This is a genomic window from Phyllobacterium sp. MT110 (genome assembly GCF_058792715.1).
Genome location: NZ_JBXAFE010000001.1, coordinates 1,038,901 through 1,063,761 on the forward strand (window position 1 = coordinate 1,038,901; position 24,861 = coordinate 1,063,761).

The 24,861-nt window shown below is 58.9% G+C and carries 29 protein-coding genes and 1 riboswitch; of the genes, 15 read left to right on the forward strand and 14 right to left on the reverse strand.

The window, feature by feature from the left end; all coding sequences use genetic code 11:
* Positions 1-60 precede the first annotated feature (60 nt).
* Positions 61-690, reverse strand: coding sequence for a DUF1062 domain-containing protein (locus AC1Q5O_RS05405; protein WP_492562057.1), 630 nt, complete (start codon positions 688-690; stop codon positions 61-63).
* A 355-nt stretch (positions 691-1,045) separates the two neighbouring features.
* Positions 1,046-1,774, reverse strand: a complete 729-nt coding sequence (locus AC1Q5O_RS05410; protein WP_492562058.1) for a class I SAM-dependent methyltransferase — start codon at positions 1,772-1,774, stop codon at positions 1,046-1,048.
* A 299-nt stretch (positions 1,775-2,073) separates the two neighbouring features.
* Between AC1Q5O_RS05410 and AC1Q5O_RS05415 the strand changes: the two genes are divergently transcribed.
* Positions 2,074-2,502: a GNAT family N-acetyltransferase gene (locus tag AC1Q5O_RS05415; RefSeq protein WP_492562059.1), complete on the forward strand. Its 429-nt coding sequence runs from the start codon at positions 2,074-2,076 to the stop codon at positions 2,500-2,502.
* A gap of 2 nt (positions 2,503-2,504) precedes the next feature.
* On the opposite strand, the gene AC1Q5O_RS05420 is transcribed toward AC1Q5O_RS05415, so the two are convergent.
* A complete protein-coding gene (locus tag AC1Q5O_RS05420; RefSeq protein WP_492562060.1) occupies positions 2,505-2,996 on the reverse strand; it encodes a CinA family protein in 492 nt (163 codons plus the stop codon).
* The gene (locus tag AC1Q5O_RS05425; RefSeq protein WP_223615209.1) at positions 2,993-4,186 is read right to left on the reverse strand and encodes a bifunctional 2-C-methyl-D-erythritol 4-phosphate cytidylyltransferase/2-C-methyl-D-erythritol 2,4-cyclodiphosphate synthase; all 1,194 of its coding nucleotides are present in this window, start codon (positions 4,184-4,186) and stop codon (positions 2,993-2,995) included. Before AC1Q5O_RS05425 ends, AC1Q5O_RS05420 begins: the two co-directional genes overlap by 4 nt.
* A 192-nt stretch (positions 4,187-4,378) precedes the next feature.
* On the opposite strand from AC1Q5O_RS05425, the gene dusB reads away from it, so the two are divergent.
* Genes dusB through ntrC form a run of 3 tightly spaced genes read left to right on the forward strand, consistent with a single transcriptional unit; the run spans position 4,379 to position 8,000 of the window.
* Complete coding sequence (gene dusB / locus AC1Q5O_RS05430; RefSeq protein WP_492562061.1) at positions 4,379-5,377, forward strand: tRNA dihydrouridine synthase DusB; 999 nt, start codon at positions 4,379-4,381, stop codon at positions 5,375-5,377.
* Positions 5,374-6,531, forward strand: coding sequence for a two-component system sensor histidine kinase NtrB (locus AC1Q5O_RS05435; RefSeq protein WP_492562062.1), 1,158 nt, complete (start codon positions 5,374-5,376; stop codon positions 6,529-6,531). The genes dusB and AC1Q5O_RS05435 overlap by 4 nt, the downstream gene beginning before the upstream one ends.
* 2 nt (positions 6,532-6,533) lie before the next feature.
* Positions 6,534-8,000: a nitrogen regulation protein NR(I) gene (gene ntrC, locus AC1Q5O_RS05440; RefSeq protein WP_223614990.1), complete on the forward strand. Its 1,467-nt coding sequence runs from the start codon at positions 6,534-6,536 to the stop codon at positions 7,998-8,000.
* A gap of 104 nt (positions 8,001-8,104) precedes the next feature.
* Here the strand turns inward: ntrC and AC1Q5O_RS05445 are convergent, their stop codons facing one another.
* The 5 genes from AC1Q5O_RS05445 to AC1Q5O_RS05465 form a co-directional block, all read right to left on the reverse strand.
* Positions 8,105-8,470: a hypothetical protein gene (locus tag AC1Q5O_RS05445; RefSeq protein ID WP_492562063.1), complete on the reverse strand. Its 366-nt coding sequence runs from the start codon at positions 8,468-8,470 to the stop codon at positions 8,105-8,107.
* A 670-nt stretch (positions 8,471-9,140) separates the two neighbouring features.
* On the reverse strand, positions 9,141-9,491 hold the full coding sequence (locus AC1Q5O_RS05450) for a DMT family protein (RefSeq protein ID WP_463012938.1): 351 nt from the start codon (positions 9,489-9,491) through the stop codon (positions 9,141-9,143).
* A 165-nt stretch (positions 9,492-9,656) separates the two neighbouring features.
* A complete protein-coding gene (locus tag AC1Q5O_RS05455) occupies positions 9,657-10,307 on the reverse strand; it encodes a hypothetical protein (protein ID WP_492562064.1) in 651 nt (216 codons plus the stop codon).
* A 63-nt stretch (positions 10,308-10,370) separates the two neighbouring features.
* Positions 10,371-11,111, reverse strand: coding sequence for a CbtA family protein (locus AC1Q5O_RS05460; RefSeq protein WP_492562065.1), 741 nt, complete (start codon positions 11,109-11,111; stop codon positions 10,371-10,373).
* A gap of 12 nt (positions 11,112-11,123) precedes the next feature.
* The gene (locus AC1Q5O_RS05465; protein WP_130269314.1) at positions 11,124-11,333 is read right to left on the reverse strand and encodes a CbtB domain-containing protein; all 210 of its coding nucleotides are present in this window, start codon (positions 11,331-11,333) and stop codon (positions 11,124-11,126) included.
* 32 nt (positions 11,334-11,365) lie between these two features.
* A riboswitch (cobalamin riboswitch) is annotated at positions 11,366-11,516 on the reverse strand.
* On the opposite strand from AC1Q5O_RS05465, the gene AC1Q5O_RS05470 reads away from it, so the two are divergent.
* The 9 genes from AC1Q5O_RS05470 to AC1Q5O_RS05510 all read left to right on the forward strand — a co-directional run bounded on the left by AC1Q5O_RS05470 (position 11,510) and on the right by AC1Q5O_RS05510 (position 18,784).
* Positions 11,510-12,160, forward strand: coding sequence for a histidine phosphatase family protein (locus AC1Q5O_RS05470; protein ID WP_492562066.1), 651 nt, complete (start codon positions 11,510-11,512; stop codon positions 12,158-12,160). Its footprint overlaps the riboswitch before it by 7 nt.
* A gap of 86 nt (positions 12,161-12,246) precedes the next feature.
* Entirely contained in the window at positions 12,247-12,618 is a 372-nt protein-coding gene (copC, locus tag AC1Q5O_RS05475; protein ID WP_492562067.1) for a copper homeostasis periplasmic binding protein CopC, read from the forward strand.
* Complete coding sequence (copD, locus tag AC1Q5O_RS05480; RefSeq protein ID WP_492562068.1) at positions 12,618-13,502, forward strand: copper homeostasis membrane protein CopD; 885 nt, start codon at positions 12,618-12,620, stop codon at positions 13,500-13,502. Before copC ends, copD begins: the two co-directional genes overlap by 1 nt.
* Before the next feature lie 92 nt (positions 13,503-13,594).
* On the forward strand, positions 13,595-14,335 hold the full coding sequence (locus AC1Q5O_RS05485; RefSeq protein ID WP_492562069.1) for an NAD-dependent epimerase/dehydratase family protein: 741 nt from the start codon (positions 13,595-13,597) through the stop codon (positions 14,333-14,335).
* 108 nt (positions 14,336-14,443) lie between these two features.
* The gene (locus AC1Q5O_RS05490) at positions 14,444-14,941 is read left to right on the forward strand and encodes a hypothetical protein (RefSeq protein ID WP_492562070.1); all 498 of its coding nucleotides are present in this window, start codon (positions 14,444-14,446) and stop codon (positions 14,939-14,941) included.
* Between the two features lie 112 nt (positions 14,942-15,053).
* The gene (locus AC1Q5O_RS05495; protein ID WP_492562071.1) at positions 15,054-16,307 is read left to right on the forward strand and encodes a hypothetical protein; all 1,254 of its coding nucleotides are present in this window, start codon (positions 15,054-15,056) and stop codon (positions 16,305-16,307) included.
* Between the two features lie 219 nt (positions 16,308-16,526).
* Positions 16,527-17,402: an aldo/keto reductase gene (locus AC1Q5O_RS05500; RefSeq protein WP_492562072.1), complete on the forward strand. Its 876-nt coding sequence runs from the start codon at positions 16,527-16,529 to the stop codon at positions 17,400-17,402.
* A 109-nt stretch (positions 17,403-17,511) separates the two neighbouring features.
* Positions 17,512-17,718: a TOBE domain-containing protein gene (locus tag AC1Q5O_RS05505; RefSeq protein ID WP_492562073.1), complete on the forward strand. Its 207-nt coding sequence runs from the start codon at positions 17,512-17,514 to the stop codon at positions 17,716-17,718.
* 127 nt (positions 17,719-17,845) lie between these two features.
* Positions 17,846-18,784 carry a bifunctional helix-turn-helix transcriptional regulator/GNAT family N-acetyltransferase gene (locus AC1Q5O_RS05510; RefSeq protein WP_492562074.1) on the forward strand — a complete coding sequence of 313 codons (939 nt, stop codon included), beginning with the start codon at positions 17,846-17,848 and terminating at the stop codon, positions 18,782-18,784.
* A gap of 6 nt (positions 18,785-18,790) precedes the next feature.
* Here AC1Q5O_RS05510 and AC1Q5O_RS05515 read toward each other — a convergent pair whose 3' ends face one another.
* Positions 18,791-19,288: a hypothetical protein gene (locus AC1Q5O_RS05515; RefSeq protein ID WP_492562075.1), complete on the reverse strand. Its 498-nt coding sequence runs from the start codon at positions 19,286-19,288 to the stop codon at positions 18,791-18,793.
* 134 nt (positions 19,289-19,422) lie between these two features.
* Here AC1Q5O_RS05515 and AC1Q5O_RS05520 point away from each other — a divergent pair, with 134 nt between their 5' ends.
* The gene (locus AC1Q5O_RS05520) at positions 19,423-19,785 is read left to right on the forward strand and encodes a DUF6481 family protein (protein WP_464660290.1); all 363 of its coding nucleotides are present in this window, start codon (positions 19,423-19,425) and stop codon (positions 19,783-19,785) included.
* 11 nt (positions 19,786-19,796) lie between these two features.
* Here AC1Q5O_RS05520 and AC1Q5O_RS05525 read toward each other — a convergent pair whose 3' ends face one another.
* The 4 genes from AC1Q5O_RS05525 to AC1Q5O_RS05540 form a co-directional block, all read right to left on the reverse strand.
* Positions 19,797-20,309 (reverse strand): DUF1993 domain-containing protein, encoded by a 513-nt coding sequence (locus AC1Q5O_RS05525; protein WP_492562076.1) that lies wholly within the window; start codon positions 20,307-20,309, stop codon positions 19,797-19,799.
* Positions 20,310-20,376: 67 nt separating this feature from the next.
* Positions 20,377-21,459: an ABC transporter ATP-binding protein gene (locus tag AC1Q5O_RS05530; protein WP_492562077.1), complete on the reverse strand. Its 1,083-nt coding sequence runs from the start codon at positions 21,457-21,459 to the stop codon at positions 20,377-20,379.
* On the reverse strand, positions 21,456-23,039 hold the full coding sequence (locus AC1Q5O_RS05535; protein ID WP_492562078.1) for an ABC transporter permease: 1,584 nt from the start codon (positions 23,037-23,039) through the stop codon (positions 21,456-21,458). Before AC1Q5O_RS05535 ends, AC1Q5O_RS05530 begins: the two co-directional genes overlap by 4 nt.
* A 168-nt stretch (positions 23,040-23,207) precedes the next feature.
* Positions 23,208-24,218 (reverse strand): iron ABC transporter substrate-binding protein, encoded by a 1,011-nt coding sequence (locus AC1Q5O_RS05540; RefSeq protein ID WP_464660296.1) that lies wholly within the window; start codon positions 24,216-24,218, stop codon positions 23,208-23,210.
* A 284-nt stretch (positions 24,219-24,502) separates the two neighbouring features.
* On the opposite strand from AC1Q5O_RS05540, the gene AC1Q5O_RS05545 reads away from it, so the two are divergent.
* Positions 24,503-24,796 carry a hypothetical protein gene (locus tag AC1Q5O_RS05545; protein WP_223614969.1) on the forward strand — a complete coding sequence of 98 codons (294 nt, stop codon included), beginning with the start codon at positions 24,503-24,505 and terminating at the stop codon, positions 24,794-24,796.
* Positions 24,797-24,861: the final 65 nt, after the last annotated feature.

A 24,861-nucleotide genomic window follows, 5' to 3' on the forward strand; every position in this document is an offset into this window, starting at 1 on the left:
ATTTGCCGGATAACTAAAGCACCCCACAGCGCAGGAATCGCCGCCGTAGGGTGTGCTGTTTCAGCCGTTCACCTGTCTGCTTGCCGCATCGATAATCCTGCCGCGCTCTGGTTCGTCGGAAATATCCAGGAGAACGACCAGACCGTCTCCAACGCTTTTACGCAGAATGTTGCGGCGGGACGGTACCGTGGACAGCAGACCGTCGCTTTCGAGTGTCTGTATCCGGCTGCGGGACAAAGCCAGTTCCGACGCCAGAAGCCGATCGAGGCGCACGGTTGCTGTCAGTGGCAGTATGAGTTCAATCGACAGATGGGTTACATCCGGCGCGTGGGATAGAACCTGCTTCCTGACGGTAACATCCGAGAACTCCGTGACCTCCATTGCCTTCAACCCCATTGGATTGAATGCCAGACGGTTGAGCCATTCCGGATCGCTGGTCTGAAGCGCTGCAAGGGTTTGCAGGTCGATATCCCGGACATGCCTGCGCTCGAAAATCGTGCGGTTCCACGTATTGTCGCAGACCGTGCACTTGTAGATGAGCCAGGCATCGAGTTTGCGGCCATTGGCGTTGAGCCGGGCCTTGCCGCTGGATTGGAAGGGCCGCACGCCGCGGCAATGGCTGCAGGCGATGCGAGGCTGGGGAGCCGTTCGTGGAACAATGGTCCATTGGACACAGAGAGTATTGGACATGCCGTCTTGATCTTCCTTTTGGAAGTTCAGCAAGAAGGCTGTCAGACAGTCATGGACTGAGCGCGGTGTGGCGTGTTCGGGGATGGGAAGAGTTTTGGGCCGATGCGTCTGCGCAAAGCACACGCTTGAATTGCCAACCGGCCTCTAACTCTGCCACCCGCTGAACATGTGTCAGCACTGCCGGAACGCAACGCGCGTCGTCAGCAGCACAGGGTAATACAGGCGAGACCGGTCTTTACGATGGCAAAATGAGACTCCAGGCGGGGCAAAAACTCTTCCGCGCTGAGCCGTATCAAAATCGGGGCGCCATTGGAAGCCCCCGGATTTCTCCCGATTAAACGGCGTCTTGCGGCTTTTAGCGCTGTGCGGCAACCAGCAGGAACATCGGCCGCTCCAGCTCCTCGGCAAGCTCGGGCCTCGCGATGATCTGTTCTTTCGTCGGCTTCCATTCTTCCACGTGGGAGATGGTGAAACCCGCCTTCATCAGCAGATTGAGGATGGTGCCGATTGTCCGATGCTGTTTGATGACGCCTTTGGCCAGCCAGTCGGTCACACGCGGTCCCTCGACCAGATAGCCGTCGATGGGCCAGGATTTGCGGCCTTCCGCATCAATCGACCAGCCGGGACGGGATGGTGCCATAAAGATGGGATGTTCCGTCGAGAAGATGAATGTCGCGCCAGGAACGAGTGCCTTGTGAACGGTCCGGAACAGCCCGGCCAGATTGTCGATATAATGCAGGGTGAGTGAACTGTAGGCAAGATCAAACGCTGCCTCGGGCAAGTCAAGCACCTCCAGATCGGCTCTGTCATAACGAATGGCCGCATCTGTCGACATTGATCGCGCCCGCGCCAGCATGTTTTCCGAAACATCGAGGCCCAGCACCTCTGCGGCACCGTTCTCGCGCGCCCAGCGGGCAAACCAGCCAAAACCGCAACCAAGATCCACGGCGCGCAGGCCGTGAAGGTCTGGCATCAGCGCCTGCAGGGCAGGCCATTCGGCAGCGCTCGCAAGACCGCCCACCGAGCGGCCCAACTGGCTGTAGCCTTCGAAGAAGGCCGGCGTGTCATAGATATTCTGTGTCATCGTGTTCTCCATCTTGATGCCGATGGACGGCGCGCACCATAAAAAAGCCCCGTCCGTTGCCGGCGGGGTTTGCTGGTGACGCGTTGCGCTTTTGGATCAGCGTGCACGAAGTCCCTGCATCCCGCCTGTTGGGATGCCGGCAACCCGCGCAACAATCAAAACGTCATGCTCGATCATGGAACCGATATCCCATGCTGGCGGTGATGATGTCAAGAATGGCAAGTTTCCGCGCATCGGATGATTGATCGCAGCGGGACGATTCAGCTAGAACTGCGGCGCAACCAGCTTGGGAGAGAATGATGAGTGGCGTTGAGCCCGATTACACCCTTCACGGGGAAGCACCATCCGTTGACGACTATTGCCGGTTGCGGGTGATTTCCGGTTTGAGTCCGAAGAGCCGTGAGGCGGCTCTCATCGGTCTTCCCAACACGGTCTGCGGCGTGACGGTGACACTGGACGGCAAGGCAGTCGGCATGGGCCGCATCGTCGGGGATCGCGGCTGCTTCTATCAGGTAGTGGACATTGCGGTTGATCCCGCCCATCAGGCGCGCGGGCTTGGCAAGAAGATCATGGCTGCGCTGATGGACCATGTGGCGGCGGAAGCGCCTGATGGCGCCTATGTCAGCCTCATCGCCGATGGCCCGGCCAAACATCTCTATGCAAAATTCGGCTTCGAGCCGGTGACGCCGGATTCCATCGGCATGGCGTTCCGAGTGTCGCGCACCTGACGTCAGGCGATCGTCTTCAACACCAGATCGAGCGCCGTTTCGACGGCGTTTTGCCGGATGCCCGCGCGCCCCTGATCGGGAAAAACATGCCGCACAGCCTGCGGCGCCTGACCCTTGAGAGCGACGCCGAACCAGACGAGACCAACCGGCTTGGCCGCCGATCCGCCGCCCGGACCTGCAACACCCGTCACCGCCACGGCAATGCCGGCGCGGGAGTGTTGCAATGCGCCCGCGGCCATGGCCAGCGCCACTTCCTCCGATACGGCGCCATGGGCAGCGATCACTTCCATGGGAATGCCGAGCATCGCGTGTTTGGCTTCGTTGGAATAGGTGATGAAGCCGCGATCCACCACATCGGATGACCCGCCGATATCGGTGAGCGATGCCACAATCAGCCCCCCGGTGCAGGATTCCGCCGTGGCCAGCAGAATGCCCCTGGCGCGGCAGGCTTGCAGAACCGCGATGGCTTTTGCCTCTGCAATCAGTCCGCTCATTCCGGCAATCCTCCCGGATAGATCACCGATGCCGTGGCGATGGCGGCGATGCCTTCCTTGCGGCCGATAAAGCCCATCTTTTCATTGGTCGTCGCCTTGACCGACACGCGATCGGGCGTAATCCCGAGCATTTTCGACAGGGCCGCGGTCATCGCCTCGCGGTGCGGGCCGACTTTCGGTTCCTCGCAGATCAGGGTGATATCTGCATTGGCGATGCGCCCGCCCGCCGCCTTGACGATTTTCACGGCATGCTCGACGAAAATATGCGAGGCGGCACCCTTCCATTGCGGGTCGGACGGCGGGAAATGCGTGCCGATATCCCCCGCGCCGCGCGTGGCCAGCAAAGCATCGGTCAGTGCATGCAAGGCAACATCCGCATCGGAGTGGCCATTGAGCTTGCGGTCATGTTCGATGAAGACGCCGGCGAGCGTCACGCCATTGCCGGGCTCGAAAGAATGCACGTCATAGCCGTTGCCCGTGCGCACATCCGGGAAGGCGGCATGCCTTTGCGACAGACGGTCATCAGCCATATCGATATCCTTTGCCCAGGTGAGTTTGGTATTGTCAGCCGATCCCTCGACAATCCGCACCGGCAGGCCCTGCCACTCGGCAATGGCGGAATCATCGGTGAAATCGGAACGGCCGATGGCAAACGCCGCATCATGCGCCGCCATGATCGGCCCATAGGGGAAGGCCTGCGGCGTCTGTGCCGCATAAAGCCCGGCGCGCGGCACCGTGGCGCTGACCATGGCATCATGGCCCGCTGCTTTCAGCGTATCGGAGACGGCAAGCACCGGCAGGACACCGATATGCGGCGTCAGGTTGAAAATAACCCGCTCGAGCAGGTCGGCGGAGATGAACGGCCGCACGCCGTCATGGATGAGCACGTGGTCCGGCGCCTGGTCCTTCAGGGCGAGCAGGCCAAGCCGGGTTGATTCCTGCCGCGTCGGCCCTCCGGTTACGCATGTGACCCGTGCCGCATAGTCTCCTGCCGCCTGGGCGAAGAGGGATTCGTCTTCCTTGTGGATGACCACGACGACATCGTCGATGAACGGGCAGCCGAGAAAGGCCCGCAGCGTATGCGCCAGAACCGCTTCACCGCCGATCTTGCGGTATTGCTTTGGTCCTTCAACGCTTTGGCCCGCGCGTTCCCCGCGACCAGCCGCCACAATGACGGCTGCCACCCGCATCTGCTTGTCGTTTGTACCTGCCGCCACACTTCTCTCCGTAACTCCAGACTGCGTTACCTCTTGCCGAGGCGAAAGACCAGAGGTTTAAACGAAATCTCGTCCATTCGAGGTGCTCTTTGCCTTGCCTAGTCCGGTGTTCCTGTCTAAAGGATAGGCGATTGGAAAATTGCATACGAAACAGGCAATAGTGACGTGATCGATCTGAATCAACCACTCGAGATAGGCGGCGTGCAGCTGCGTAACCGGGTGTTCCTTGCGCCGATGTCCGGTGTGTCCGACCTGCCGTTCCGCCAGCTGGCGTGGAAGGCCGGCGCAGGCATGGTCGTGTCCGAAATGGTTGCCAGCGCCGAGCTGTGCACGCGCGAGCGCGGCAACCTGCTGCGGCTGCGCGGAGACGGTCTCGGCACCCATGTGGTGCAGATCGCCGGACGCGAAACGAAGTGGATGGCGGAAGCCGCGCGCATTGCCGAAGGCGAGGGCGCGCATATCATCGATATCAATATGGGCTGCCCGGCCAAGAAGGTGACGGGCGGTTTTTCCGGTTCAGCCCTGATGCGCGATCTCGACCATGCCCTGACGCTGATCGAGGCGACCATTGGTGCGGTAAATATTCCCGTGACGCTGAAAATGCGCCTGGGCTGGGATGACGACACGATCAATGCGCCGGAACTTGCCGCCCGTGCCGAACAGGCAGGTGTGCAGATGGTGACGGTGCATGGGCGCACGCGCTGCCAGTTCTATGAGGGCAAGGCGGACTGGCATGCCATCCGTGCCGTCAAGGCGGCCGTCTCCATCCCGCTTGTTGCCAATGGTGATGTGTTGAACCGCGACGATGCCAATGGCATTCTCGAGGCGTCGGGAGCCGATGCGGTCATGGTCGGACGTGGCTCCTATGGGCAGCCCTGGCTGCCCGGGACGATCGTTCATGGCGTGCAGACCGGGCAGAACACAGGCTTGATCGCCGATTATGCGGTCGCGCATTACGAGGCGATGCTGGCCCATTACGGCGAGCCGACCGGCATTCGCCATGCGCGCAAGCATCTCGGCTGGTATCTGGAAAAGCACGGTGTCGATATCAGCGCGGCTGAACGCGCGTCGATCATGACCGAAACCAATCCGCGTCTGGTTGCCGGGCGCCTGCATGCCGCACTCGCGCGGCCGGACGAACATGACATGAAGAAGGTTGCATGATGACATCGGCAGACAATGTTGCGATGGACGACAAACTGGCCGGGATCGTTCTCAATGCGATCCGCCATCCGGTGATCATGCTCGATGAAAGCGGGCATATTTCCTATGCCAATTCCGATGCGGAAGCGTTTTTCCGCTCCAGCGCCAGCATATTGAGCCGTAACACGCTGGAAATGCTGCTGCCATTCGGCAGCCCGTTGCTGGCTCTGGTCAAGCAGGTGCGGGAAAGCCCGTCGCCCGTCAATGAATATCGCGTCGATGTTTCGTCGCCGCGCCTCGGACAGGATCGCATTGTCGATCTCTACGTCACGCCGGTCAGCGAAGCGCCGGGATCGATCGTCATCCTGTTCAAGGAGCGGTCAATGGCGGAAAAGCTCGACCGGCAGATGACCCATCGCGGCGCTGCCCGCTCGGTGACCGGCCTTGCATCCATGCTGGCGCACGAAATCAAGAACCCGCTGTCGGGTATTCGCGGTGCGGCGCAGCTGCTGGAAACCGGTCTCAACGATGATGACCGCGCGCTGACGCGGCTGATCACCGACGAGACCGACCGGATCGTCTCGCTTGTCGACCGCATGGAAGTGTTTTCCGACGAGCGCCCGATCGAGCGTGAGGCCGTGAACATCCATGTCGTGCTGGATCACGTCAAAGCCATCGCCAGAAACGGTTTTGCCAGCCACATCAAGTTCCATGAGGATTATGATCCGTCGCTGCCTTATGTTTTTGCCAATCGTGATCAGCTGGTACAGGTGTTCCTGAATCTGGTGAAGAATGCGGCGGAATCCATCGGCACGAGCGAGCCGGGCGAGATCACGCTGTCGACCGCCTTTCGCCCCGGTATCCGCCTGTCGATTCCGGGCATCCGCAACCGGGTATCCCTGCCACTCGAATTCTGCGTGCAGGATACCGGTTCAGGCGTTTCACCGGATATCATGCCGCATCTCTTTGATCCGTTCATCACGACCAAGCCGAACGGCTCGGGTCTCGGCCTGGCGCTCGTTGCAAAAATCGTTGGCGATCATGGCGGTGTCATCGAATGCGATTCCGTACCGCGCAAGACGACATTCCGCATTCTGATGCCCGCATGGCAGAGCGATCCGTCGGACGACGACCATGCGGATGAAATGATTATATCGAAAAAGGCAGGATTCTGATCATGAGCTTGGGCAGCATTCTCGTTGCGGATGACGACGCGGCAATCAGAACAGTCCTCAATCAGGCGCTGTCACGTGCCGGTTACGATGTGCGCATCACCTCCAATGCAGCCACCCTGTGGCGCTGGATTTCCGCCGGTGACGGCGATCTTGTCATCACCGATGTGGTGATGCCCGATGAAAATGCTTTCGACCTTCTGCCACGCATCAAGAAATCGCGCCCCGATCTGCCTGTTATCGTCATGAGCGCGCAGAACACTTTCATGACGGCGATCCGCGCTTCCGAGGCGGGGGCCTATGAATATCTGCCAAAGCCATTCGATCTGACCGAGCTTGTCAGCATTGTCGGCCGTGCCTTGGCTGAACCGAAGAAAAAGCCGGAAAAATGGGCCAATGAAGAACAGCCGGATACCATGCCTCTGGTGGGCCGCTCCCCTGCCATGCAGGATATCTACCGCGTTCTTGCCCGCATGATGCAGACCGACCTGACCGTAATGATTTCAGGTGAATCCGGCACGGGCAAGGAGTTGGTGGCGCGGGCGCTGCATGAGTATGGCCGTCGCCGCAAGGGGCCGTTCGTCGCCATCAACATGGCTGCCATTCCGCGCGACCTGATCGAATCCGAACTGTTCGGCCATGAACGGGGCGCGTTCACCGGTGCGCAGAACCGGTCGAGCGGCCGCTTCGAACAGGCGGATGGCGGCACGCTGTTCCTCGATGAAATCGGCGATATGCCGATGGAAGCACAGACACGCCTGCTGCGCGTACTGCAGCAGGGCGAATATATGACGGTGGGCGGGCGGACGCCGATCAAGACCGATGTACGCATCGTGGCCGCGACAAACAAGGATCTGCGGACGCTGATCAATCAGGGCATGTTCCGCGAGGACCTCTATTATCGTCTGAACGTGGTGCCGCTGCGCCTGCCGCCGCTGCGTGAGCGCGGCGAGGATATTCCCGATCTCGTCCGGCATTTCTTCAAGATGGCGGCAAAGGACGGCCTGCCGGAAAAACGCATCACCGCCGATGGCCTCGACCTGATGCGCCGCTATCCCTGGGCCGGCAATGTGCGCGAGCTGGAAAATCTGGTGCGCCGTCTCGCCGCGCTTTATCCGCAGGAAGAAATCAATGCGGATGTAATCGAGGCGGAACTCAAGGCCGACCTGCGGCCGGCGGAACCGTCCTCGACGTCGATGTCCAACGAGGACATCACTATCGCTCAGGCGGTGGAACTCAACATGCAGCGCTACTTCCTCTCCTATGGCGATGATCTGCCGCCGGTCGGGCTCTACCAGCGCGTGCTGGAGGAAGTGGAATACCCGCTCATCCTCTCATGCCTGACCGCTACCCATGGCAACCAGATCAAAGCAGCGGAACTGCTCGGGCTCAACCGCAACACGCTGCGCAAGAAAATCCGCGAGCTGGGTGTGAACATCTACAAGAACACCAAGAACGATCTGGGCCGTTGATTCATCAGTTCGCTGATTGAGCGGCGGATTTAAATGTTGGTTTTCCCAGAGCTTGCTATTTTGTACAAACGGGATCGTACGCGTGTACGATCCCGTTTTTGCATTTATTCAGCCTTGAATGTCTGATCAACTGAAAGCTCTACTCTTTCATCGCAGGCCATTGTGGCGAAGTATCGTCCTATGCGCTTGCCATCACTTTTAACGTAAACCGTGACTTCCCAGCCGCGGATGCCAGAATTGTATCCAAAATCCTCATCCAGTTCGAGATCATCGTACTGAAAGCCATTTTTTGCAATTTTAGTGACGTAAGAAAGTATGCCGTACTTAACTGTTGCGGTTGGCATCTCCGGGCATTGCGTTGTTCTGTCCCTGAGCAATGGGATGCCATAGACGACAAATACGGCAAACAAGAACACCACCGCCACGATGGTCCCCGTTACGCCCAGGACCCATTTCAATAGTTTCCGCATCAATGCCCCTCCCAGGAGATGGGAATGGAGCCTGGCATTGATATGTCATAGTTCGTGCCCGGCAAGAGATTTACTGTTCTTGTGAACAACTCTTGCATCATCCTGTGGTGCGTGAATCATACGTGTCGTTCCACGCGCGAACTTCCCCCTGTCTACTCCCCGCCCAACCGGTGAATGAATTGCCGGGACTACTGTCTTCCCAAGCTTTAATGATGATTGGTTTCAAGACTATCGTTTCAGGCATGCTCAAATCTCCTTGTTAAAAATAAAATCATCAAAATGAAAATCCACTTCGCCAATTCATACGGGACAGACGCAAAAAACAAAGGACGTCATCACGTTTGAATCAGGCCGGGAGAATGGGATTCTGCGTATTAAATGCTCTAAATATCACACATTATTGATAAATATGATTATAATAGTCAAGAAATAAATGCGGCGCGTTGTTGATGACTTCCTTTGTGGGGAAGAATGCCGGCCGAGGCGATCGGCGGGCTTCCGTGAATCCGGTTGAAATCGGTTCTATCCTCGCTCCGCATTTCCAGAAAATAGCCGCAATCGCACGCCGCACCACGGATAGCAAGTGGTCTTTGCCCGTTATCGATCGTATAATTATCTGACTAACTATACTTCCTGCTTGAGCCATCAAGCCCAGCACGGCCACTTGATCCTAGAGCGGCCCCTTGAACACGAAGAATGCGCCGCCGCAGATCATGGCGAAGCCGACGAGGTGGTTGATCGTGATTTTTTCACCAAGATACATCACTGAAAACCCGGCAAAGACCAGAAGCGTGATCACTTCCTGGATGGTCTTCAACTGGGCGGCCGAATAGATCTCGTGACCGTAGCGGTTCGCCGGTACCGCAAGGCAGTATTCGGCAAAGGCGATCATCCAGCTGATGAAGATGACCAGGAAAAGCGGCCGGTCCGCGAATTTGAGATGGCCATACCAGGCAAATGTCATGAAAACATTTGAGCCGAGCAGCAGCAGGATGGGGCGGATATAATCAAAGGAGGGCATGAAGTGTCCTTGGTTCTCAGCGTCTTTGGGCAGGGAATGCAGTAACGTTCAAACGGTCAAAACGATCTGGACAGCAGGCTTACGTCAAGTCGCGCACAGCGGAAAGGGCGATCTGGGGTTTGGCGGCAAGACATGCGCGGTGTGACCTAAAGGCCATAGCCTTGATCAGGCGTTGACGGGCTGTCGTGGCGGGCGTGTCAGACGGATGAGGGCAAAAACCGCCGAAGCAAGCAGCATCGCGAATCCCAGGAAGGAAAACAGGCTGGTCAGGTGTCCAGGCACATCGCCCCAACGCGGTCTGATGATGTCAGCCGTGTTGTAGGGATCGCCGCTATACTGGCACATGACGAAAGAGCCGCCATTGTGCACAAGTGTGGCATCGAGATCGGAGACCAGGGTACTGACGGCGTCCCGGTGTTCAGGCATGTCACGCATATACACAAGCACAGCCTTCGTCGCAGCAAGATAGGCGTGCGAACAGGCATTGAACGGGCTTTGCTCATCCGCAATGCTGCCGGGGACAATGCCCCAGAGACAATAGCTGTATTGGATATTGGTGTAGTTCAGCAGCCGCCGGAATTTCTCATCGGTGCGGGTCATGCGGGCCGCCAGATCGAGGATCGGCTTGCGGTAGTCGGCGATAACCGCCATTTCACCATGGGACAGGCTTGGAATGGAAATGCCCGACGTATCGGTACCGGCGCTGCTGCGGTGCGCCCATCCGCTTGCGGTTTGCAGCATGAACAGGCATGCGACCAGAGCCAGAAGCCAGCCTGCCGGGCATCCCATGGGGATATCGAAGCGTTGCGGTCTCATGACAGTCCCATCGGCAGCGGAAGCCTGAACGCCCGCGGGCGTTCAGAAATGGCGCGACTGCGCTCAGCGTGCCGCATGCAGGCGATAGCGCGGACGCTGTCCGGCCAGAACCCGTTCAGCCAAAGCGCCGAAGAGCAGACCAAGCGTTGTCCAGACGATCACATGGATGCCCAGCGATGCGACGCGGAAATTCCAGAGAACGGTCGGTGAGAACTGTTCGGGAACTTCATTGATGGCGGGAAGCGCGTATTGCACCAGCGCAATGAACACGACATAGGCTGCACCGGCCATCAATGTCGCGTTCCATGCGCCGTGCTGGGCATAAAGGCGCTTTGCCAGACCCACAGCCGCCGCAAGGGCACCGAGCGAAACCACCAGCATGACGAAGAACAGTTCCGTTCTGGCCCCGATGGTATCCGGGCTGCCAACCGCAGGCGGATTCATCGGGTACTTGATGCAGGGAACGAGAACAATTGCCACAAAACCTGCGAGCGCCAGCAGGGCCGCCGTACTACGCGGGCTGAGGGAACTGACCCGGCCATGCACGAAGGCAAAGACCAGGGAGAACAATCCGCCAAGTGCGGCACTGTAGACGACAATGCCGGTAAACAGGCCGATGCCGGCCTGTGTCGCCCGTGTGACAAGCTCCGGTTCAGCCGCTGCGCCGGCCGCCTGGCTCATCTTTTCCTCGAAGGCAATGGCATGATCAACCTGCGGTTCGCCGAATACCCGGGCAAACCCGAACGCCAACAACCCGGCGATGACCCCTGCGATCATGCCGCGGATCAAAAGATCTCTTGTCATTGTTTCGTTTCCTCAGTGGCAGGGAAAACCGAGGAGATGGCGGCCGTCATGAACGAATTCGTGCACATACATGCCCGAGAAGAGCGACATCGCACCTTCTTCCGCACCAATGAAATAGATTGCGAGCAGCATGATCAGCCCGCCGAAAATGGCCCAGGGCAAGACTTCGCCAAGAGGAATGGGCGTGACGCCTGCTGACGGCGTAAGAGCGATATCGGACATGAATTTTCTCCCAGAATGACGCGTTCACTAACGGAATAAATGATGTTGCGGCCAGGGTCTGGCTTTCAATCAGTGAAAAAGGACTGATTAATTACAGTGGCGCGACCGCTCCGGAATTTCACCGGCTTCCAAACTCGCAACAGCACGGTTATATCTGTGCGCGCCGCAGACTGTCAATGAACGGTCTGCAGGCTGTTTACGGTTTTCTCCTGAGGGTTTTGAGGGATATTTTGGCCAGAGCCACGCGGTTGACCCTTGTTTGCCATGGCGCCACACCGGCGGTCCGCACAGGTGCTTTCCCCGCCGACGAAGCGCTTGAACCCGGGGAAGCCCAAAACCTGCAGGCCATTGCCGGGCATTTGCGCCGCGCGCACCATGTTTTGACCAGTCCGGCGCTGCGCGCCCGGCAAACCGCCGATGCCCTGGGTCTGGAATCCGTTGTCGATGCGGCGTTGGCGGATATCGATTACGGGAAATGGGCGGGGAGGACACTCGCCGCTGTCCACGAAGCTCACCCGGACGATGTGACGGACTGGATGAACAATCCCGCCTCGGCCCCGCATGGCGGCGAATCCATCCATGATTTTCTCGTCAGGATTGCAGATTGGATGAGCGCGCATATGCATGATGGCGGTCACACAGTCGTGGTAACACACGCTTCCGTCATTCGCGCCGCTGTTCTGAGCGTGTTGCAGGCACCGGATTCCGCATTCTGGCGCATCGATGTCGAGCCGCGCAGCTGTACGGAAATGAGCAGCGACGGCCGCCGGTGGATGCTACGCGCTGCCGCCTGCGTGCCGTCGCGCCCCACAGGGATTCTGCCATGATCCCGGCAAAAATCAGGCTTAGCTTTCGCCGCGCGGTCGCACCCTTTCTCCGGATCCGTCAAATCCGCCCGCTCACAGGAGTTCTCATGTCACGGCTCATTCGTATTTTTGCTGTCGCAACGGTCCTTAATGCCGGCCTGTTGGGGCAGGTATTGGCGCACGCCCATCTTGAATCGGCAGTTCCGGCCGAAAACGCCATCATGAAGGTCTCGCCCGTCGAGATCGATCTGACGTTTTCCGAGGGTTTGAACCTGAAATTCTCAGGTGCAACGATCACCGGCCCGGGCAAGGCGACCATATCGACGGGGCAGGCCAAACTGTCGATCAACAACCACAAGACACTGGTCATTCCGCTGTCGGCACCCCTCGCGTCGGGGGAATATACCGTGAACTGGACCGCACTTTCCACCGACGGTCACAAGACCAAGGGCAGCTATACATTCACCGTCAAACCCTGATGGGGTTGGAGACCACGCTTGTTCTGTGCAGGTTCGTGCACAATACGTCCACGATGTTCCTGTGGGGCGCGTTTGCCTACCTCGCACTGCTTGTGCCCAAACCCCTGGCGCTGGAGATCGGGGAGCGCCTGCGTCCTGCGAGCGGGATCGCGGTCTTTCTGGCTATCGGAACGATCTTTGCCGCGCTGCCGCTGCAGGCTGGAATGATCGGGCAGGGCTGGAGCGATGCCGTCGATCTCGGAACCATCCGGGACGTGCTGCTTGAGACAAGTGTCGGCCGCGGCTGGGCGATACAGGTCGCGGCGGCGCTGCTTTTGTTGCCCGCATTGGCTCTGTCGCCACCCCGCGCGCGCATCGCTCTTGCCATGGCTTCGGGGCTGCTCCTGGCAAGCCTGGCATTTTCCGGCCATGCCACAATGCGGGAGGGTTGGATCGGCGCGGCCCACCGTTTCAACGATATGGTGCATGTGCTCTCGGGCGGCGCGTGGATCGGAGCGCTGATACCGGTCGTGCTGATCCTTGGCCGGTTGCGCCAGGTGGAATGGCGTGGGGCCGCGCGAACGGCGCTCATGCGGTTTTCGTCGGCCGGTCATGCGGCCGTCGCATTGGTGATCGCATCCGGCGTGGTCAATACCACGCTTGTCCTTCGACGTCTGCCGGCTGATTGGACATCCCCCTATCAGGCCTTGCTGGTGCTGAAGATCATTCTGGTTGTGGTGCTGACCGGACTGGCCCTGATCAACCGGTATGTTTTCGTGCCGCGCATGCGCACCAGCGAGGCAGGTTCCATACGCGCCATACGGCTCGGAACCCTGACGGAGATCGCACTGGGCATTGTCGTGCTCGGGCTGGTTGCCTGGTTTGGCATGCTCGAACCCGTCTAGGTCGAAAAGTGTGAGGGGCATGTCACGTTCGATTGGGCTGTCTCGTCTTGGTGGCGCAAGACGAATTGCAGGCAATGACAGGAGACAGACACATGATCAGGAAAATCTTTCTCGCAGGCGCCAGCGGCGCGGTTGGCAGGCGGCTTGCACCGCTGTTGGTGGAGGCCGGATATGTGGTGACCGGCACCACGCGAAGCGCCGAGAAGGCCGCTTCCTTGCGCCAGATCGGGGTTGAGCCGGCCATTGTCGATGTTTTTGACGCCGAAAAACTCAAATCCGTTGTTGCTGAGGCCGAGCCCGATGTGATCATACATCAGCTCACGGATTTGCCGCATGGTGTCAGTCCAGCGGCGATGAAGGATTTCATCAGCCGCAATGCCCGCATCCGCAGCGAGGGAACCGCCAATCTCGTACAGGCGGCAAAAGCCGCGGGTGTCGGGCGTATCATCGCGCAGAGTATCGCCTGGGCCTACGCGCCGAAACCCGGTGTGTTCATCGAGACGGATCCGCTTGATCTGCACGCGGAAGAACCCCGTGCAACGACTGTCGCCGGTGTCGCGGCCATGGAACAGGCTGTGTTGAACGAGCCCGGCATGGAGGGCATTGTCCTGCGCTACGGCTTTTTCTACGGGCCGGGGACCGGCGTCGACATGCCGGCCAATCCGGATTTGCGCGTCCATGTCGATGCGGCCGCCAGCGCAGCACTCAAGGCTATCGAGCGCGGAGCAAGCGGTGCCTACAATGTTACCGAGACGGACGTTGTCGCCAACAGCGGGAAAGCCCGCCATGCGCTCGGTTGGGACGCCGCATTTCGCATTGACCGCCGCCCATAGACCCTCGCGATGACAGGCGCGAGGCGAATCGACAGACCGCCTCCCACAGAGTTGGGAGACGGGCAAAGCGCAATCTGGTTCTAGCACAGGTGGCAGAACCGGAATCCGGTGCCCGTTTTGACGGGAGTTTTAACCGTGCTTTCGTTTCAGCATGGGGTGCCATGCCCTATGCTGTGGCCAATCGTCAAAGAATGGCCCATGAAAAACGTGTCCGACCTGAACAGCAAATCTGCCGGCCGCGCCGGCAAGAATACGTTGGAAGAGCAGAGCAGGCAGGCTTTGCTCTCCAGCGCAGCCGGGCGTTCATCGAAAGCGGTAAAGCGCACAATGAGCCAGTATTTCAAGAGCTTGTCGGATGTTGATGCGGCCAGACATCACGTGGAGAAGGCCAGGCGCACCGCCGATGACAGCTTGAACCGGGCTAAAGCTGCACCAAAACCGCATGAAATCACCAACCCGGCCTTTGTTGCGCTGTTCGAGGCGCACCAGCATGATCGGGAGGTGCTTTTTGCCGCCATGCGCGCGCTTGACCGGGCTCAGGAAGTGCTGCAATCAGAGGCAGAAAAGACGGCATTTTTTGCCAGGGATGACGATCAGCCACGCTGAAAGTTGCAATCTATAGGTGAATAAACACACCACAAGATTGTATTTTACAGACTTTTGCTTTCCGCCGGCCTATCAATCCGCTGTTCGATGTCATCAACAACGGAAAATCTGCGTGAAAAAACTCATTTCCCTGATCATGGCGGCAAGTTTTGCCTGCTTCGCTTTTTCAGCAGCAGCGCGGGCGGACAATGCCGCGACCGAGCTGTTCCAGAAATATCTTGCCAATGGCCGTATCGGCGAGGCCGATGAGCAACTGCTGGCCTTGGCGGCGAAAGCGACGAACAATGCCGATGCGCAGCTGGGCCTGGGCCTTGTGCGCACCGCCCGCGCGTTCGAAAAGCTGGCGCAATCGCTTTTCAAACATGGATTTGGTTCGAAATCGGATGGCTATGAATTGTATCTGGGGCTGGGCGCCAGCCAAATCGCCAGAAACGGCAATCCGGAACCCATCACCTATGAGCAATTCCGCGGTATTCTCGCAACGTTCATTGCCGATCTCGATTCTGCCGACAAGGCACTTGCCGCCGTTGGCGACAAGCCGGCAAAGTTGAAGGTCGATCTTTCTGTTGCCCGGTTTGACTGGAACGGCGATGGCAAGGTTGGGCCGGAAGACCATATCGGCCGTGCCATTTCGGATACCAATGAAAACGGCGATCCCCTGCCTTTCATTGTCGGCTTCGACACCGCCGATGCGAAATGGCTGCAAGGTTATGACAATCTGCTGATGGCCGTCGCCAAGGCATGGCTTTCCCATGATTTTTCCGAAAGCTGGAACAGCAGCTTCAGCGTGGTGTTTCCCCGTGCTGTCTCGACCATGTCGGCCGTCAATGGCAGGGGCGCGGACGAATATACGATGTTCGGGGTGAACAAGGCACAGGCCGATGACATCGCTGATTTCATAACCCTCATTCACACCATCCGCTGGCCGGTTGCCGACAAGGCGATGTGGAGCGAGGTGCGCGTTCATCTGAAGAAGGTGATTGCACTCAACCGGGAAACCTGGGCCCTCATCGACAAGGAAACCGACGACGACCACGAATGGCTGCCCGGCCCGAAGCAGAAGAGCGGTGTGCTGCCATCCTTCAATGTCACGCAGGAGCGCATCCAGGCCTGGCTCGCGGTATTGTCGCAATTCGAGGCGGCCCTGGATGGCAAGATCCTCGTTCCCCATTGGCGCTTTGACAAAGGCATCAATCTGGCCAAGGTTTTCGACGATCCAGGGCCGTTTGATTTCATCCTCTGGCTCACCGGTCCGGCTGCCGTGCCGTATCTTCAGGACGGCCCGGTGATGAGCAGCGGCGAATGGAACCAGATCACGGCGATCTTCGAGGGAAATTTCGCCTCTTACGCCTTCTATTTCAATTAGAATGAAGCCGTTCGGGTGTCGGCCAATGGCAATTGTTGGCCGATCTCGTGACGAGTAAAGAGAGCGGGCGCTTCTTCAAACCTTAAACTTTTGCCGTTGCGGTCTATATGTATCAAGGACGCACCGTGGCGTGCGTTCACGATCTTGCGCGCATTCCGTGCGCAACCGACGTTCCTGACTTTCATCGAATACTCCAATTCAAACGAAAGAACTGTGACAATGTCCCAATCCATTGCATCCCAATCCGGTACATTCAGAATTGGCGGTGATATCGAAATCAATCGTCTTGGCTTTGGCGCCATGCGCGTCACTGGCCGTGGTATCTGGGGGGAGCCTGCCGACAAGCCGGAAGCCATTCGCACCTTGCAGCGCCTGCCGGAACTTGGCGTGAACTTCATCGATACGGCAAATTCCTATGGTCCGGATGTTTCAGAACTTCTGATCAAGGAAGCCCTTCATCCCTATGGCGACATTCTCGTTGCCACGAAGGCTGGTCTTACGCGCGAGGGACCGGACCGTTGGACGCCGAAGGGCGATCCGAAATACCTGATCGACGAGGCGCATAAGAGCCTTCGCCAGCTTGGTGTTGATCAGATCGGTCTCTGGCAATTGCACCGGATCGACTCGAAAGTACCGCGTGACGAACAGTTCGGCGCTGTGAAATCGCTGCTCGACACGGGTGTGATCCGCCACGCCGGACTGAGCGAGGTGTCCGTTGAAGAGATCAAGGCCGCTTCGAAATTCTTCAAAGTGGCAACGGTGCAGAACCGCTACAATCTCGTTGATCGCGCAAGCGAGGATGTCGTGGAATACTGCACGCAGAACGGAATCGGCTTCATACCCTGGTTCCCGCTGGCTGCGGGTGACCTGGCAAAGCCAGGCTCGTTGCTGGACACCATCGCTGCCCGTCACAAGGCGACGCCGGGCCAGATCGCCCTGGCATGGGTGCTCAAGCGCAGCCCGGTCATTTTGCCCATACCGGGAACATCCAAGGTCAAACACCTTGAGGAAAACGTCGATGCCGCAAGGATCAGCCTTTCCGATGAGGAATTCAGCGCGCTTGACCGGGAAGGCAAGGCACTCGCCGGACGATGAATTTTCTTGGGAGAACGCAGAAAAGGCCCGGTTTTCCGGGCCTTTTTCCTTTGCTTCTTGTAAACAGCATTCGCCCGTCTAAAGTGCGGCAAACAACAGGAGAAACGCCATGAAGATCAGTGCACGCAATCGGCTGAAAGGGACAGTTGTCGAAGTGACCAAGGGAGCAACGACGGCCCATGTCCGCATCGATGTCGGCGGTTCAATCGTCACGGCATCAATCACCAACGAAGCCGTTGACGAGTTGCAGCTGAAGGTTGGCGACAATGCCTATGCCGTCGTCAAGGCTTCCGACGTCATGGTCGCCGTTGACTGATTGACCAGTCACGCCGGCAATGAAGGTGCCCGTTCGCGGGCACTTTCCGTTTGTGCACGACAACCGCTTGCCTTTTAATGTTGACTGAGTCAATACTAAAGCCAGTCAACAGCAAAGGAATGGGCCGATGTCGGAACCGGTCGCAGAAATACGCACGTTCAATCGCTTCTATACCCACATTATCGGCCTGCTGGATGAGCATCTGACCGACAGTCCGTTTTCGCTTCCCGAAGCGCGCATTCTCTATGAACTTGCCAACAATGACACCGTCAAAACGGCTGCCGACCTCTCGCGGATACTCGATATGGACACCGCGCAGATCAGCCGGATACTGGCACGGTTCAAAGCGCGCCAGCTTGTCAGCAGCACGGTGAGCACCGATCACGCCAAGCTGCGTATCCTCTCGCTGACGCCGGAGGGGCAGGCTGCCTTCGCAGCGCTGGACCGAAGCGCTATCGAGAGGGCCAATGCCGTGCTTGCGCCGCTCGATACAGCCCGTGTCAGCCGCTTGACCCAATCCATGCGCGAGATCCGCTCCATACTGGGCAATCGATCCGAAACGGTCAGCCCGGCGCCGGCCTACACGTTGCGGGCTCCCAGGGCAGGTGATCTTGGCCTGGTCGTTCACAGGCAGGCCTATCTTTACAACAAGGAATACAATCTGGATTGGACGTTTGAAGGTCTGATTGCCGGCATCATGTCCGGGTTCATCGCAAATTTCGATCCGGCGCGGGAGCAGGCGTGGATTGCCGACCGGAATGGTGAAATTGCCGGGTCTGTCTTTCTCATGCGCACGGACGACCCGCAGGTCGGCAAATTGCGCATGCTCTATGTGGAACCGTCAGCGCGGGGATTGGGCATCGGCTCGGCGCTTGTTGCCGCCTGCATCGAGCGGGCGCGGGCGGTCGGCTATCACAAGCTAACCCTCTGGACAAATGACTTTCTGCTTTCAGCCCGGCGCATTTATCAGGAAGCCGGATTCAAGCTCGTGGAGGAAGAACGGCACCATTCTTTCGGCCACGACCTTGTTGGACAGACGTGGACACTTGATCTGCGACCGGAGTGAAGCCGTCTAGGACTTGACACGGCGCAGAAGCTCGCGGGCAATCTGCAGCACGTCCTTTTCCCGGATGCCCACCGTAACATCTTCGACATCATCGATGGTTTCGCCGGCAACCAGCCGGATCGGGTTATGGCCCTTGGCAACAATCATTGTCTGCACCCGGCGCGGAATGGCCGGCAGCAGGAAGCGTTTGACGCATTCGACCAGCACCTCGCGCTTGTTGGGCGCCAGCTTGCCGAGTTTTTCGCGCAGCAGCGCGCCGAACATATTGCCGTCAGCAAAACCAAATTTGCTATCAAGATCAAAGGCATGCAATTGATATTCAAAGTGAGCCATGTTGCTCTCCCATGGGCGTCCGTCCGTGGTGCCAGATTGTGACGCCTGATCGTTTCCAGAGATATGGTGCGTGACCCGAAGGTTTTCACGTTCTTTTTGCCAATCGACACCAGATATTACAATGAGCCGGAAATCTTGATAATTCAATTGGTCTTTAGACGGGGCTTTCATTGTCACGGCGAGCCGGGTAGGTTACAGGAAGTCTATCTGCGGCGCTGCGTGATGCGGTGCGTTGTAGCGTAAACGGCAGGTGCCGGGCGCGCCTCCGGCAGATCCAAAACGACCCATACAAGGACTACCCCGGTTTGAAACATCTCAATGAATTCGCTGATCGCCGCAAAGCGGCGGCCGAGGCCAAGCAACTGCTTCTCAAAAAGTTCGAAAAAGCACCAAAGCCCACTGATCCCGAGGTGCAGGCAAAACGTGCGGAACGGGAAGCCATTGCGGCGGCACGTGCGGCACGGCAGGCAGAGCGCGAGCGCGTAAAGCAGGAAGAACGGGACCGCAAGCTTGCGGAAGCGGCAGCCGTGGCAGAAGCAGCAGAAGCCGCCGCAAAGGCGCTTCAGGCCGAGTCAAGCAACCGGATCGCCCGCGTCGTTGCCGATGAGGCCGAGCGCAAGGCGGAACGCGATCGCCGCTACGCTGCCCGCAAGGCAAGACAGCGCTAACGGCTTCTCTTTTAGTTGCTGTAGGCGCCCAGATAATCCAGCTTGCCGATGGGAACCCCATTGTGCCGCAGGATGTCATGGGCGGTGGTGACGTGGAAAAAGAAGTTCGGCAACGCGAACTGCAGCATGTAGTCATGGCCGCCCAGATGCGCCTTGTGCGGACCAAAGCTCAGGATAACCTCGCGGTTTTCGCTGTCATCGAGCACTGATGTGTCCAGGCCTTCCAGAAAGGCGACGGTCTTGTCTATCCGCGCCTTCAGATCGGCAAAGCTCACTTCATCGTCGGGGAAGCTTGGCACTTTGACGTCGGTCAGTCGGGCAATGGTCGCCTTGGACGTGTCACTGGCCCGTTGGATCTGTCCCGAAAAGGGCAGCATGTCGGGGGCCAGGCGCGCGCTGACAAGCACGGAAGGGTCGATCTTCTTTTCCTGCGCATAGGATTCGGCCTTGGCAATCAGCGCCGAGACGATCGAAAACCCGCGGATAAAGACCGGGACTGAAATCTGGTACATGGAGAGCGGCATGGGTGTTCCTTCCGGGAGCATGCTTGTTTAAGCAGTTGCGCTTTCCGATTCCGGAACAGCAACCGCATCAAGCAAATATATGCGGCTCGCCAAGGACTTCAATGCGCACATGATCCCCGGTTGCAGGAAGATTGACTGCGGAACATCTTATCAGCACCGGCGCGGCCCTCTGGCCATTGCAAGAACCGTGGTCTCCCATGATGGCAAGCGTCACCGTGCACACCGCCCCGCCGAATTCGATGTCAACGACCTTGCCATACCCGGCATTCCCGTCAGGGGCGGCCACGGCGTCGCTCTCGGTGACGGAGACAAGTTTCAGCTGTTCCGGGCGCAGCATGATTTCCGCTGTGCCCAGCCGTTCGGCTGTCCGCGCCTTCAACCGGCCAAACGCGCAATCGATCCAGCCGTTGCCGATCTGCGCCGGAAGCAGAATTGCATCGCCGAGAAACGAGGCCGTCGTGCGGTCCGACGGGTTTAGATAGAGCGAGCGCGGCGGTCCGGCCTGAACCAGTTTGCCCTGCCGCATCACGGCGACCTGATCGGCAAAGGACAGGGCTTCCGCCTGATCGTGGGTGACCAGAATGGTGGTAATGCCGGCTTTTTTCAGAACCGCAGCAACAGCCTTGCGCATGTTTTCGCGCAGACCGGTGTCGAGCGCGGAAAACGGCTCGTCCAGCAGCATCAGCTTGGGCTGGCGTGCCAAAGCCCGGGCAAGCGAGACCCGTTGCTGCTGTCCGCCGGAAAGCTGATGCGGCCGGCGGTTCAGCATGACGGGGTCGAGCTCGACCATATCCATGAGGGCAAGGATACGCTGGCTGCGGTCGGGACTGCGCTTGTCCAAGCCAAAGCCGATATTGTCGGCGACGGTCAGGTGCGGGAAAAGCGAGCCATCCTGGGTCACGAACCCGACACTGCGGCGATGCGCCGGAACGATCGCCGCGCCCTCGGCCAATACGTCGCCATTCAAAGTCACCTGGCCGCTGTCCGGGGCTTCGAACCCGCCGATGAGACGCAGCAGGGTGGTCTTGCCCGATCCCGATGGTCCGACAACCGCCGTGCGGCTGCCCGCCGGGACTGACAGCGTGACGTCATCGACGGCGGTGGTGACACCGTATCGTTTTGTTACACCGCGAATGTCGAGAAAGGTCATCGTCCAATTATCCGTTTCGATTGGGCATGCAGCAGGAGCGTGAGGGGCAGGGACAGCACCACCATCATCAGTGCATAGGGCGCGGCCGCCGCGTAATCAATCTCGCTGGTCAACGACCAGAATTCCGTCGCCAATGTACGCGTGCCATTGGGCGCAAGCATCAGCGTGGCCGTCAATTCGTTGGTAATGCCGAGTGCCACCAACGCTACGCTGGCGGCGGCGCCGGGCGCGGCCAGCCGCATGGTAATGCGCGTGACCGCCTGCACCGGCGTGCGCCCGAGCGCCATGGCGGCCCGCTCCAGTTCGACAGGCGCCTGCGCGATGCTGGCCCGCAGTCCGACGAGGGCGCGCGGCAGGAAGAGCAGCCCGTAGGCAAGCAGCAATGTCGCCGCCGTCTGATAGAGCGGCAGGACAACACGCACTGTGATCGTCACAAGCGCCAGCGCGACCACGACCCCGGGCAGGGAGCCGACATAATAATGGCAGGCCTCGAGGGCTCGCTGCATGCGGCCGGGAGCCCGCACCGAAAGCCATGCCATGGGCGTCGCTGCAACGGTGGCCAGCAAGGCCCCGGCAACGGCCAGCAGCAGTGTTGTCCCGAAGGCAGTGCCGATTTCGTTCAGCTGCCACACCGACGTGCCGCCGGCAATCAGCCAGCGGCCAAGGGTCACGAACGGAACGCCCAGCGCCAGCGCCGTGGTCATCAGCGGAATGAGCAGGCAGGGCAGGGCAAGCCAGCCCAGCCGGTACTTTGTGATCGGACGGGCTGATCCCGAGCCGACGCGGGCATAGCGTTCATTGCCGCGGATCAACGCTTCCAGCGCCAGCAAACCGGCGCAGCACAGCACCAGAACACCGGCCAGCATGTTGGCTGCAGGGCCGTTGAAGGTTGACTGGAACTGGTCGACGATGGCTGTCGCAAACGTATCGAAGCGGATCATGACGAAAAGGCCGTATTCCGCCAGAAGATGCAGGCCGATCAGCAAGGAGCCGCCGCAAATGGCAAAGCGCAGCTGCGGCAGGAGCACCCGGAAGAAGACCCGCCATGGCCCGAGGCCAAGCGATGCCCCGACATCTTCCATGGCCGGATCGACACGCCGCATCTGCGCCGCGACCGGAAGATAGAGAAACGGGAAATAAGCCAGAACGGAAACCAGCACGCCGCCGAACAGGCCGTGCAGGCTGGGGGCCATGCTGATCCAGGCATAGCTGTGGACAAATGCCGGGACGGCAAGCGGCGCAACCGCCAGCCACGCCCACAGGCGGGCGCCGGGCAGGTCGGTGCGCTCGGTCAGCCAGGCAAGGCTGACCGCCAGAACGATGGAAAGCGGGATTGTCCAGACTTCCAGCAGCACCGTATTGATCAGGAGTTCGCCGACGCGGGCGCGGAACACCAGGGTGACGACCGTATCCCAGCCGGTCTGGATGGTCACCCAGATGACGAAGCCGAGCGGCAGAAGGCTGAGCAGGGCAACAAGCCCCGCAAGGCCGAAAACGGATAAAAACGGCAGGCGACGCACGGCATGATGCGGGACCAAGGCCAGCTGCGCAGCAGCTGCATCGGGACGTTGGCCGTTCATTGATCCGGTAGACAACAATTCACATTTGCTTTCATATGCACGAACACCCGCCGGCGGCCAGATTGGCCTTCATACCCGAAGGGGAATCGAACAACACCCCCTGCAAGATCAAATGTCTGTGCAGGAGGTGTCCAGAGTTATTTCATTGCCGGCTAACCGGCATTGTGGTTACAGCAGGCCCGCTGCCGTCATCAGGTCCGTCACCTTCTTGCTGTTCAGCTTCGAAGGTTCGACCTTCGGCGCCTGCAGATCGGCCAGAGGCACCAGAGCGGCATTGGATGCTGCATCCTTGCCAACGGCATATTCAAAGGAATCCCCGTCCTTCAATACTGCCTGGCCAGCCTTGCCGGTGACCCACTTCAGGAACGCCTGGGCATCTTCCTTGTGCTTGCTCGAAGCGAGAACACCGCCGCCGGAAATGCTGACGAATGCGCCCGGATCCTCATGCTTGAAGTAGTGCAGGGACACGTTCTTGGTGTTTTCGCCGGTTTTGGCCTTATCGCCGAAATAGTAATAGTGATAAATCACCGCGCCTTCGATTTCTCCGGCATTGACGGCCTTCATGGCAACGCTGTTGCCCTTGTAGGCCGTCGCATTTTCCTTGAGTGCCTTCAACCACTTGGCAGTGGTTTCCTCGCCCTTGAGTTCCAGAAGCGCGCTGACGATCGCCTGGAAATCCGCGCCAGCCGGTGCGGCGCCCCAGCGGCCCTTCCAGCTTGCATCGGCAAGGTCGAGCAGCGACTTCGGCAGCTTGTCTTCCGTCAGCTTGTTCTTGTCATAGGCGAACACGGTGGAACGGGCGGCAACGCCGGTCCAGCGGCCATGTTCCGGGCGGTAATTGGCCGGCACCTGATCGAGCACTGCCTTGTCAAGCGGTGCGAACAGCTTGGCATTGTCGACCAGAACCACTCCCGGGGAATTTTCCGTCAGGAATGCGTCAGCCGGGGAAGCAGCGCCTTCCTGCACGATCTGGTTGGCCAGTTCCATGTCCTTGCCGTTGCGGATCGTCACCTTGATGCCGGTTTCCTTGGTGAAACCGTCGGCCCACGCCTTGGTGAGGCTTTCATGCTGCGCATTATAAACAACGATGCCATCGGCGTTCTGCGCCATCGCCGGCGCGGCGATCAAGGCAACAGCGAGCGCCGCGGCACTTGCAAAAGTCGGAAAGTTGATTTTCATGAAAACCTCTTTGATTTGTATGGCTTGCAGAGCAAATTTCGGTTGCGCCAGCAATGGACCCCGGAACAAGTGAGCCATACAAAACATGAGCGCTCTGGTCAACAAAAAATGGTTGGCGCTTCTAACCCAAAATACCTATCACAAAATAGTTATCACCAGCTTTGTCGGGTGTGATTTGCGTTCCGGCGCAAAGAGGAATCTACTCGTTTTGTCCGCGATTTTGGCGTGCCTCAGGCACGGAAGTGCGGCATTGCAAAACTTCAGTCATATCCAGGGAGTGTGTCATGCCTTTTTCAAGCAGGGACCAACGTATTCACTCCACGACGGATTGGGATATCATGCAGCAGGCCCATGACCGGGCTTCCAAAATGCTCGATCGCTGCCCGAAAACCCACGCTCGCTGCAACCAGCTCGCCCGGATTGTCATTGCGATCTATGAAAGCGGTGTGCGCGATGTGGATGAGTTGGCCGTCATGGCGGCAAATCGCGAACTGAACGTCTTGGCGGAGAGAGGGCATTTTCAGAAGCCGTTCCGCTTCACGCCAGCCGATGAACGGCCGCAAACACTGCATTCGTGAGACTTTGCTCCGTTAATACGACATGAGTATGCGTGAATCACGAAAGCCATCGCGCGCGACGGCTT

Excerpts from the sequence above, each read along its gene's own strand:
- AC1Q5O_RS05450 (WP_463012938.1), bottom strand. The coding sequence starts at position 9,491 with ATGCCCTCCTTTGATTATATCCGCCCCATCCTGCTGCTGCTCGGCTCA.
- AC1Q5O_RS05470 (WP_492562066.1), top strand. The coding sequence starts at position 11,510 with ATGAACGGTCTGCAGGCTGTTTACGGTTTTCTCCTGAGGGTTTTGAGG.
- AC1Q5O_RS05505 (WP_492562073.1), top strand. The coding sequence starts at position 17,512 with ATGAAGATCAGTGCACGCAATCGGCTGAAAGGGACAGTTGTCGAAGTG.
- AC1Q5O_RS05465 (WP_130269314.1), bottom strand. The coding sequence starts at position 11,333 with ATGTCCGATATCGCTCTTACGCCGTCAGCAGGCGTCACGCCCATTCCT.
- AC1Q5O_RS05460 (WP_492562065.1), bottom strand. The coding sequence starts at position 11,111 with ATGACAAGAGATCTTTTGATCCGCGGCATGATCGCAGGGGTCATCGCC.
- AC1Q5O_RS05525 (WP_492562076.1), bottom strand. The coding sequence starts at position 20,309 with ATGCCGCTCTCCATGTACCAGATTTCAGTCCCGGTCTTTATCCGCGGG.
- AC1Q5O_RS05415 (WP_492562059.1), top strand. The coding sequence starts at position 2,074 with ATGAGTGGCGTTGAGCCCGATTACACCCTTCACGGGGAAGCACCATCC.
- AC1Q5O_RS05455 (WP_492562064.1), bottom strand. The coding sequence starts at position 10,307 with ATGAGACCGCAACGCTTCGATATCCCCATGGGATGCCCGGCAGGCTGG.
- AC1Q5O_RS05420 (WP_492562060.1), bottom strand. The coding sequence starts at position 2,996 with ATGAGCGGACTGATTGCAGAGGCAAAAGCCATCGCGGTTCTGCAAGCC.
- AC1Q5O_RS05530 (WP_492562077.1), bottom strand. The coding sequence starts at position 21,459 with ATGACCTTTCTCGACATTCGCGGTGTAACAAAACGATACGGTGTCACC.
- AC1Q5O_RS05445 (WP_492562063.1), bottom strand. The coding sequence starts at position 8,470 with ATGCGGAAACTATTGAAATGGGTCCTGGGCGTAACGGGGACCATCGTG.
- AC1Q5O_RS05435 (WP_492562062.1), top strand. The coding sequence starts at position 5,374 with ATGATGACATCGGCAGACAATGTTGCGATGGACGACAAACTGGCCGGG.
- AC1Q5O_RS05425 (WP_223615209.1), bottom strand. The coding sequence starts at position 4,186 with ATGCGGGTGGCAGCCGTCATTGTGGCGGCTGGTCGCGGGGAACGCGCG.
- copC (WP_492562067.1), top strand. The coding sequence starts at position 12,247 with ATGTCACGGCTCATTCGTATTTTTGCTGTCGCAACGGTCCTTAATGCC.
- AC1Q5O_RS05485 (WP_492562069.1), top strand. The coding sequence starts at position 13,595 with ATGATCAGGAAAATCTTTCTCGCAGGCGCCAGCGGCGCGGTTGGCAGG.
- AC1Q5O_RS05500 (WP_492562072.1), top strand. The coding sequence starts at position 16,527 with ATGTCCCAATCCATTGCATCCCAATCCGGTACATTCAGAATTGGCGGT.
- AC1Q5O_RS05545 (WP_223614969.1), top strand. The coding sequence starts at position 24,503 with ATGCCTTTTTCAAGCAGGGACCAACGTATTCACTCCACGACGGATTGG.
- AC1Q5O_RS05535 (WP_492562078.1), bottom strand. The coding sequence starts at position 23,039 with ATGAACGGCCAACGTCCCGATGCAGCTGCTGCGCAGCTGGCCTTGGTC.
- copD (WP_492562068.1), top strand. The coding sequence starts at position 12,618 with ATGGGGTTGGAGACCACGCTTGTTCTGTGCAGGTTCGTGCACAATACG.
- AC1Q5O_RS05510 (WP_492562074.1), top strand. The coding sequence starts at position 17,846 with ATGTCGGAACCGGTCGCAGAAATACGCACGTTCAATCGCTTCTATACC.
- AC1Q5O_RS05405 (WP_492562057.1), bottom strand. The coding sequence starts at position 690 with ATGTCCAATACTCTCTGTGTCCAATGGACCATTGTTCCACGAACGGCT.
- AC1Q5O_RS05540 (WP_464660296.1), bottom strand. The coding sequence starts at position 24,218 with ATGAAAATCAACTTTCCGACTTTTGCAAGTGCCGCGGCGCTCGCTGTT.
- ntrC (WP_223614990.1), top strand. The coding sequence starts at position 6,534 with ATGAGCTTGGGCAGCATTCTCGTTGCGGATGACGACGCGGCAATCAGA.
- AC1Q5O_RS05515 (WP_492562075.1), bottom strand. The coding sequence starts at position 19,288 with ATGAAAGCCCCGTCTAAAGACCAATTGAATTATCAAGATTTCCGGCTC.
- AC1Q5O_RS05410 (WP_492562058.1), bottom strand. The coding sequence starts at position 1,774 with ATGACACAGAATATCTATGACACGCCGGCCTTCTTCGAAGGCTACAGC.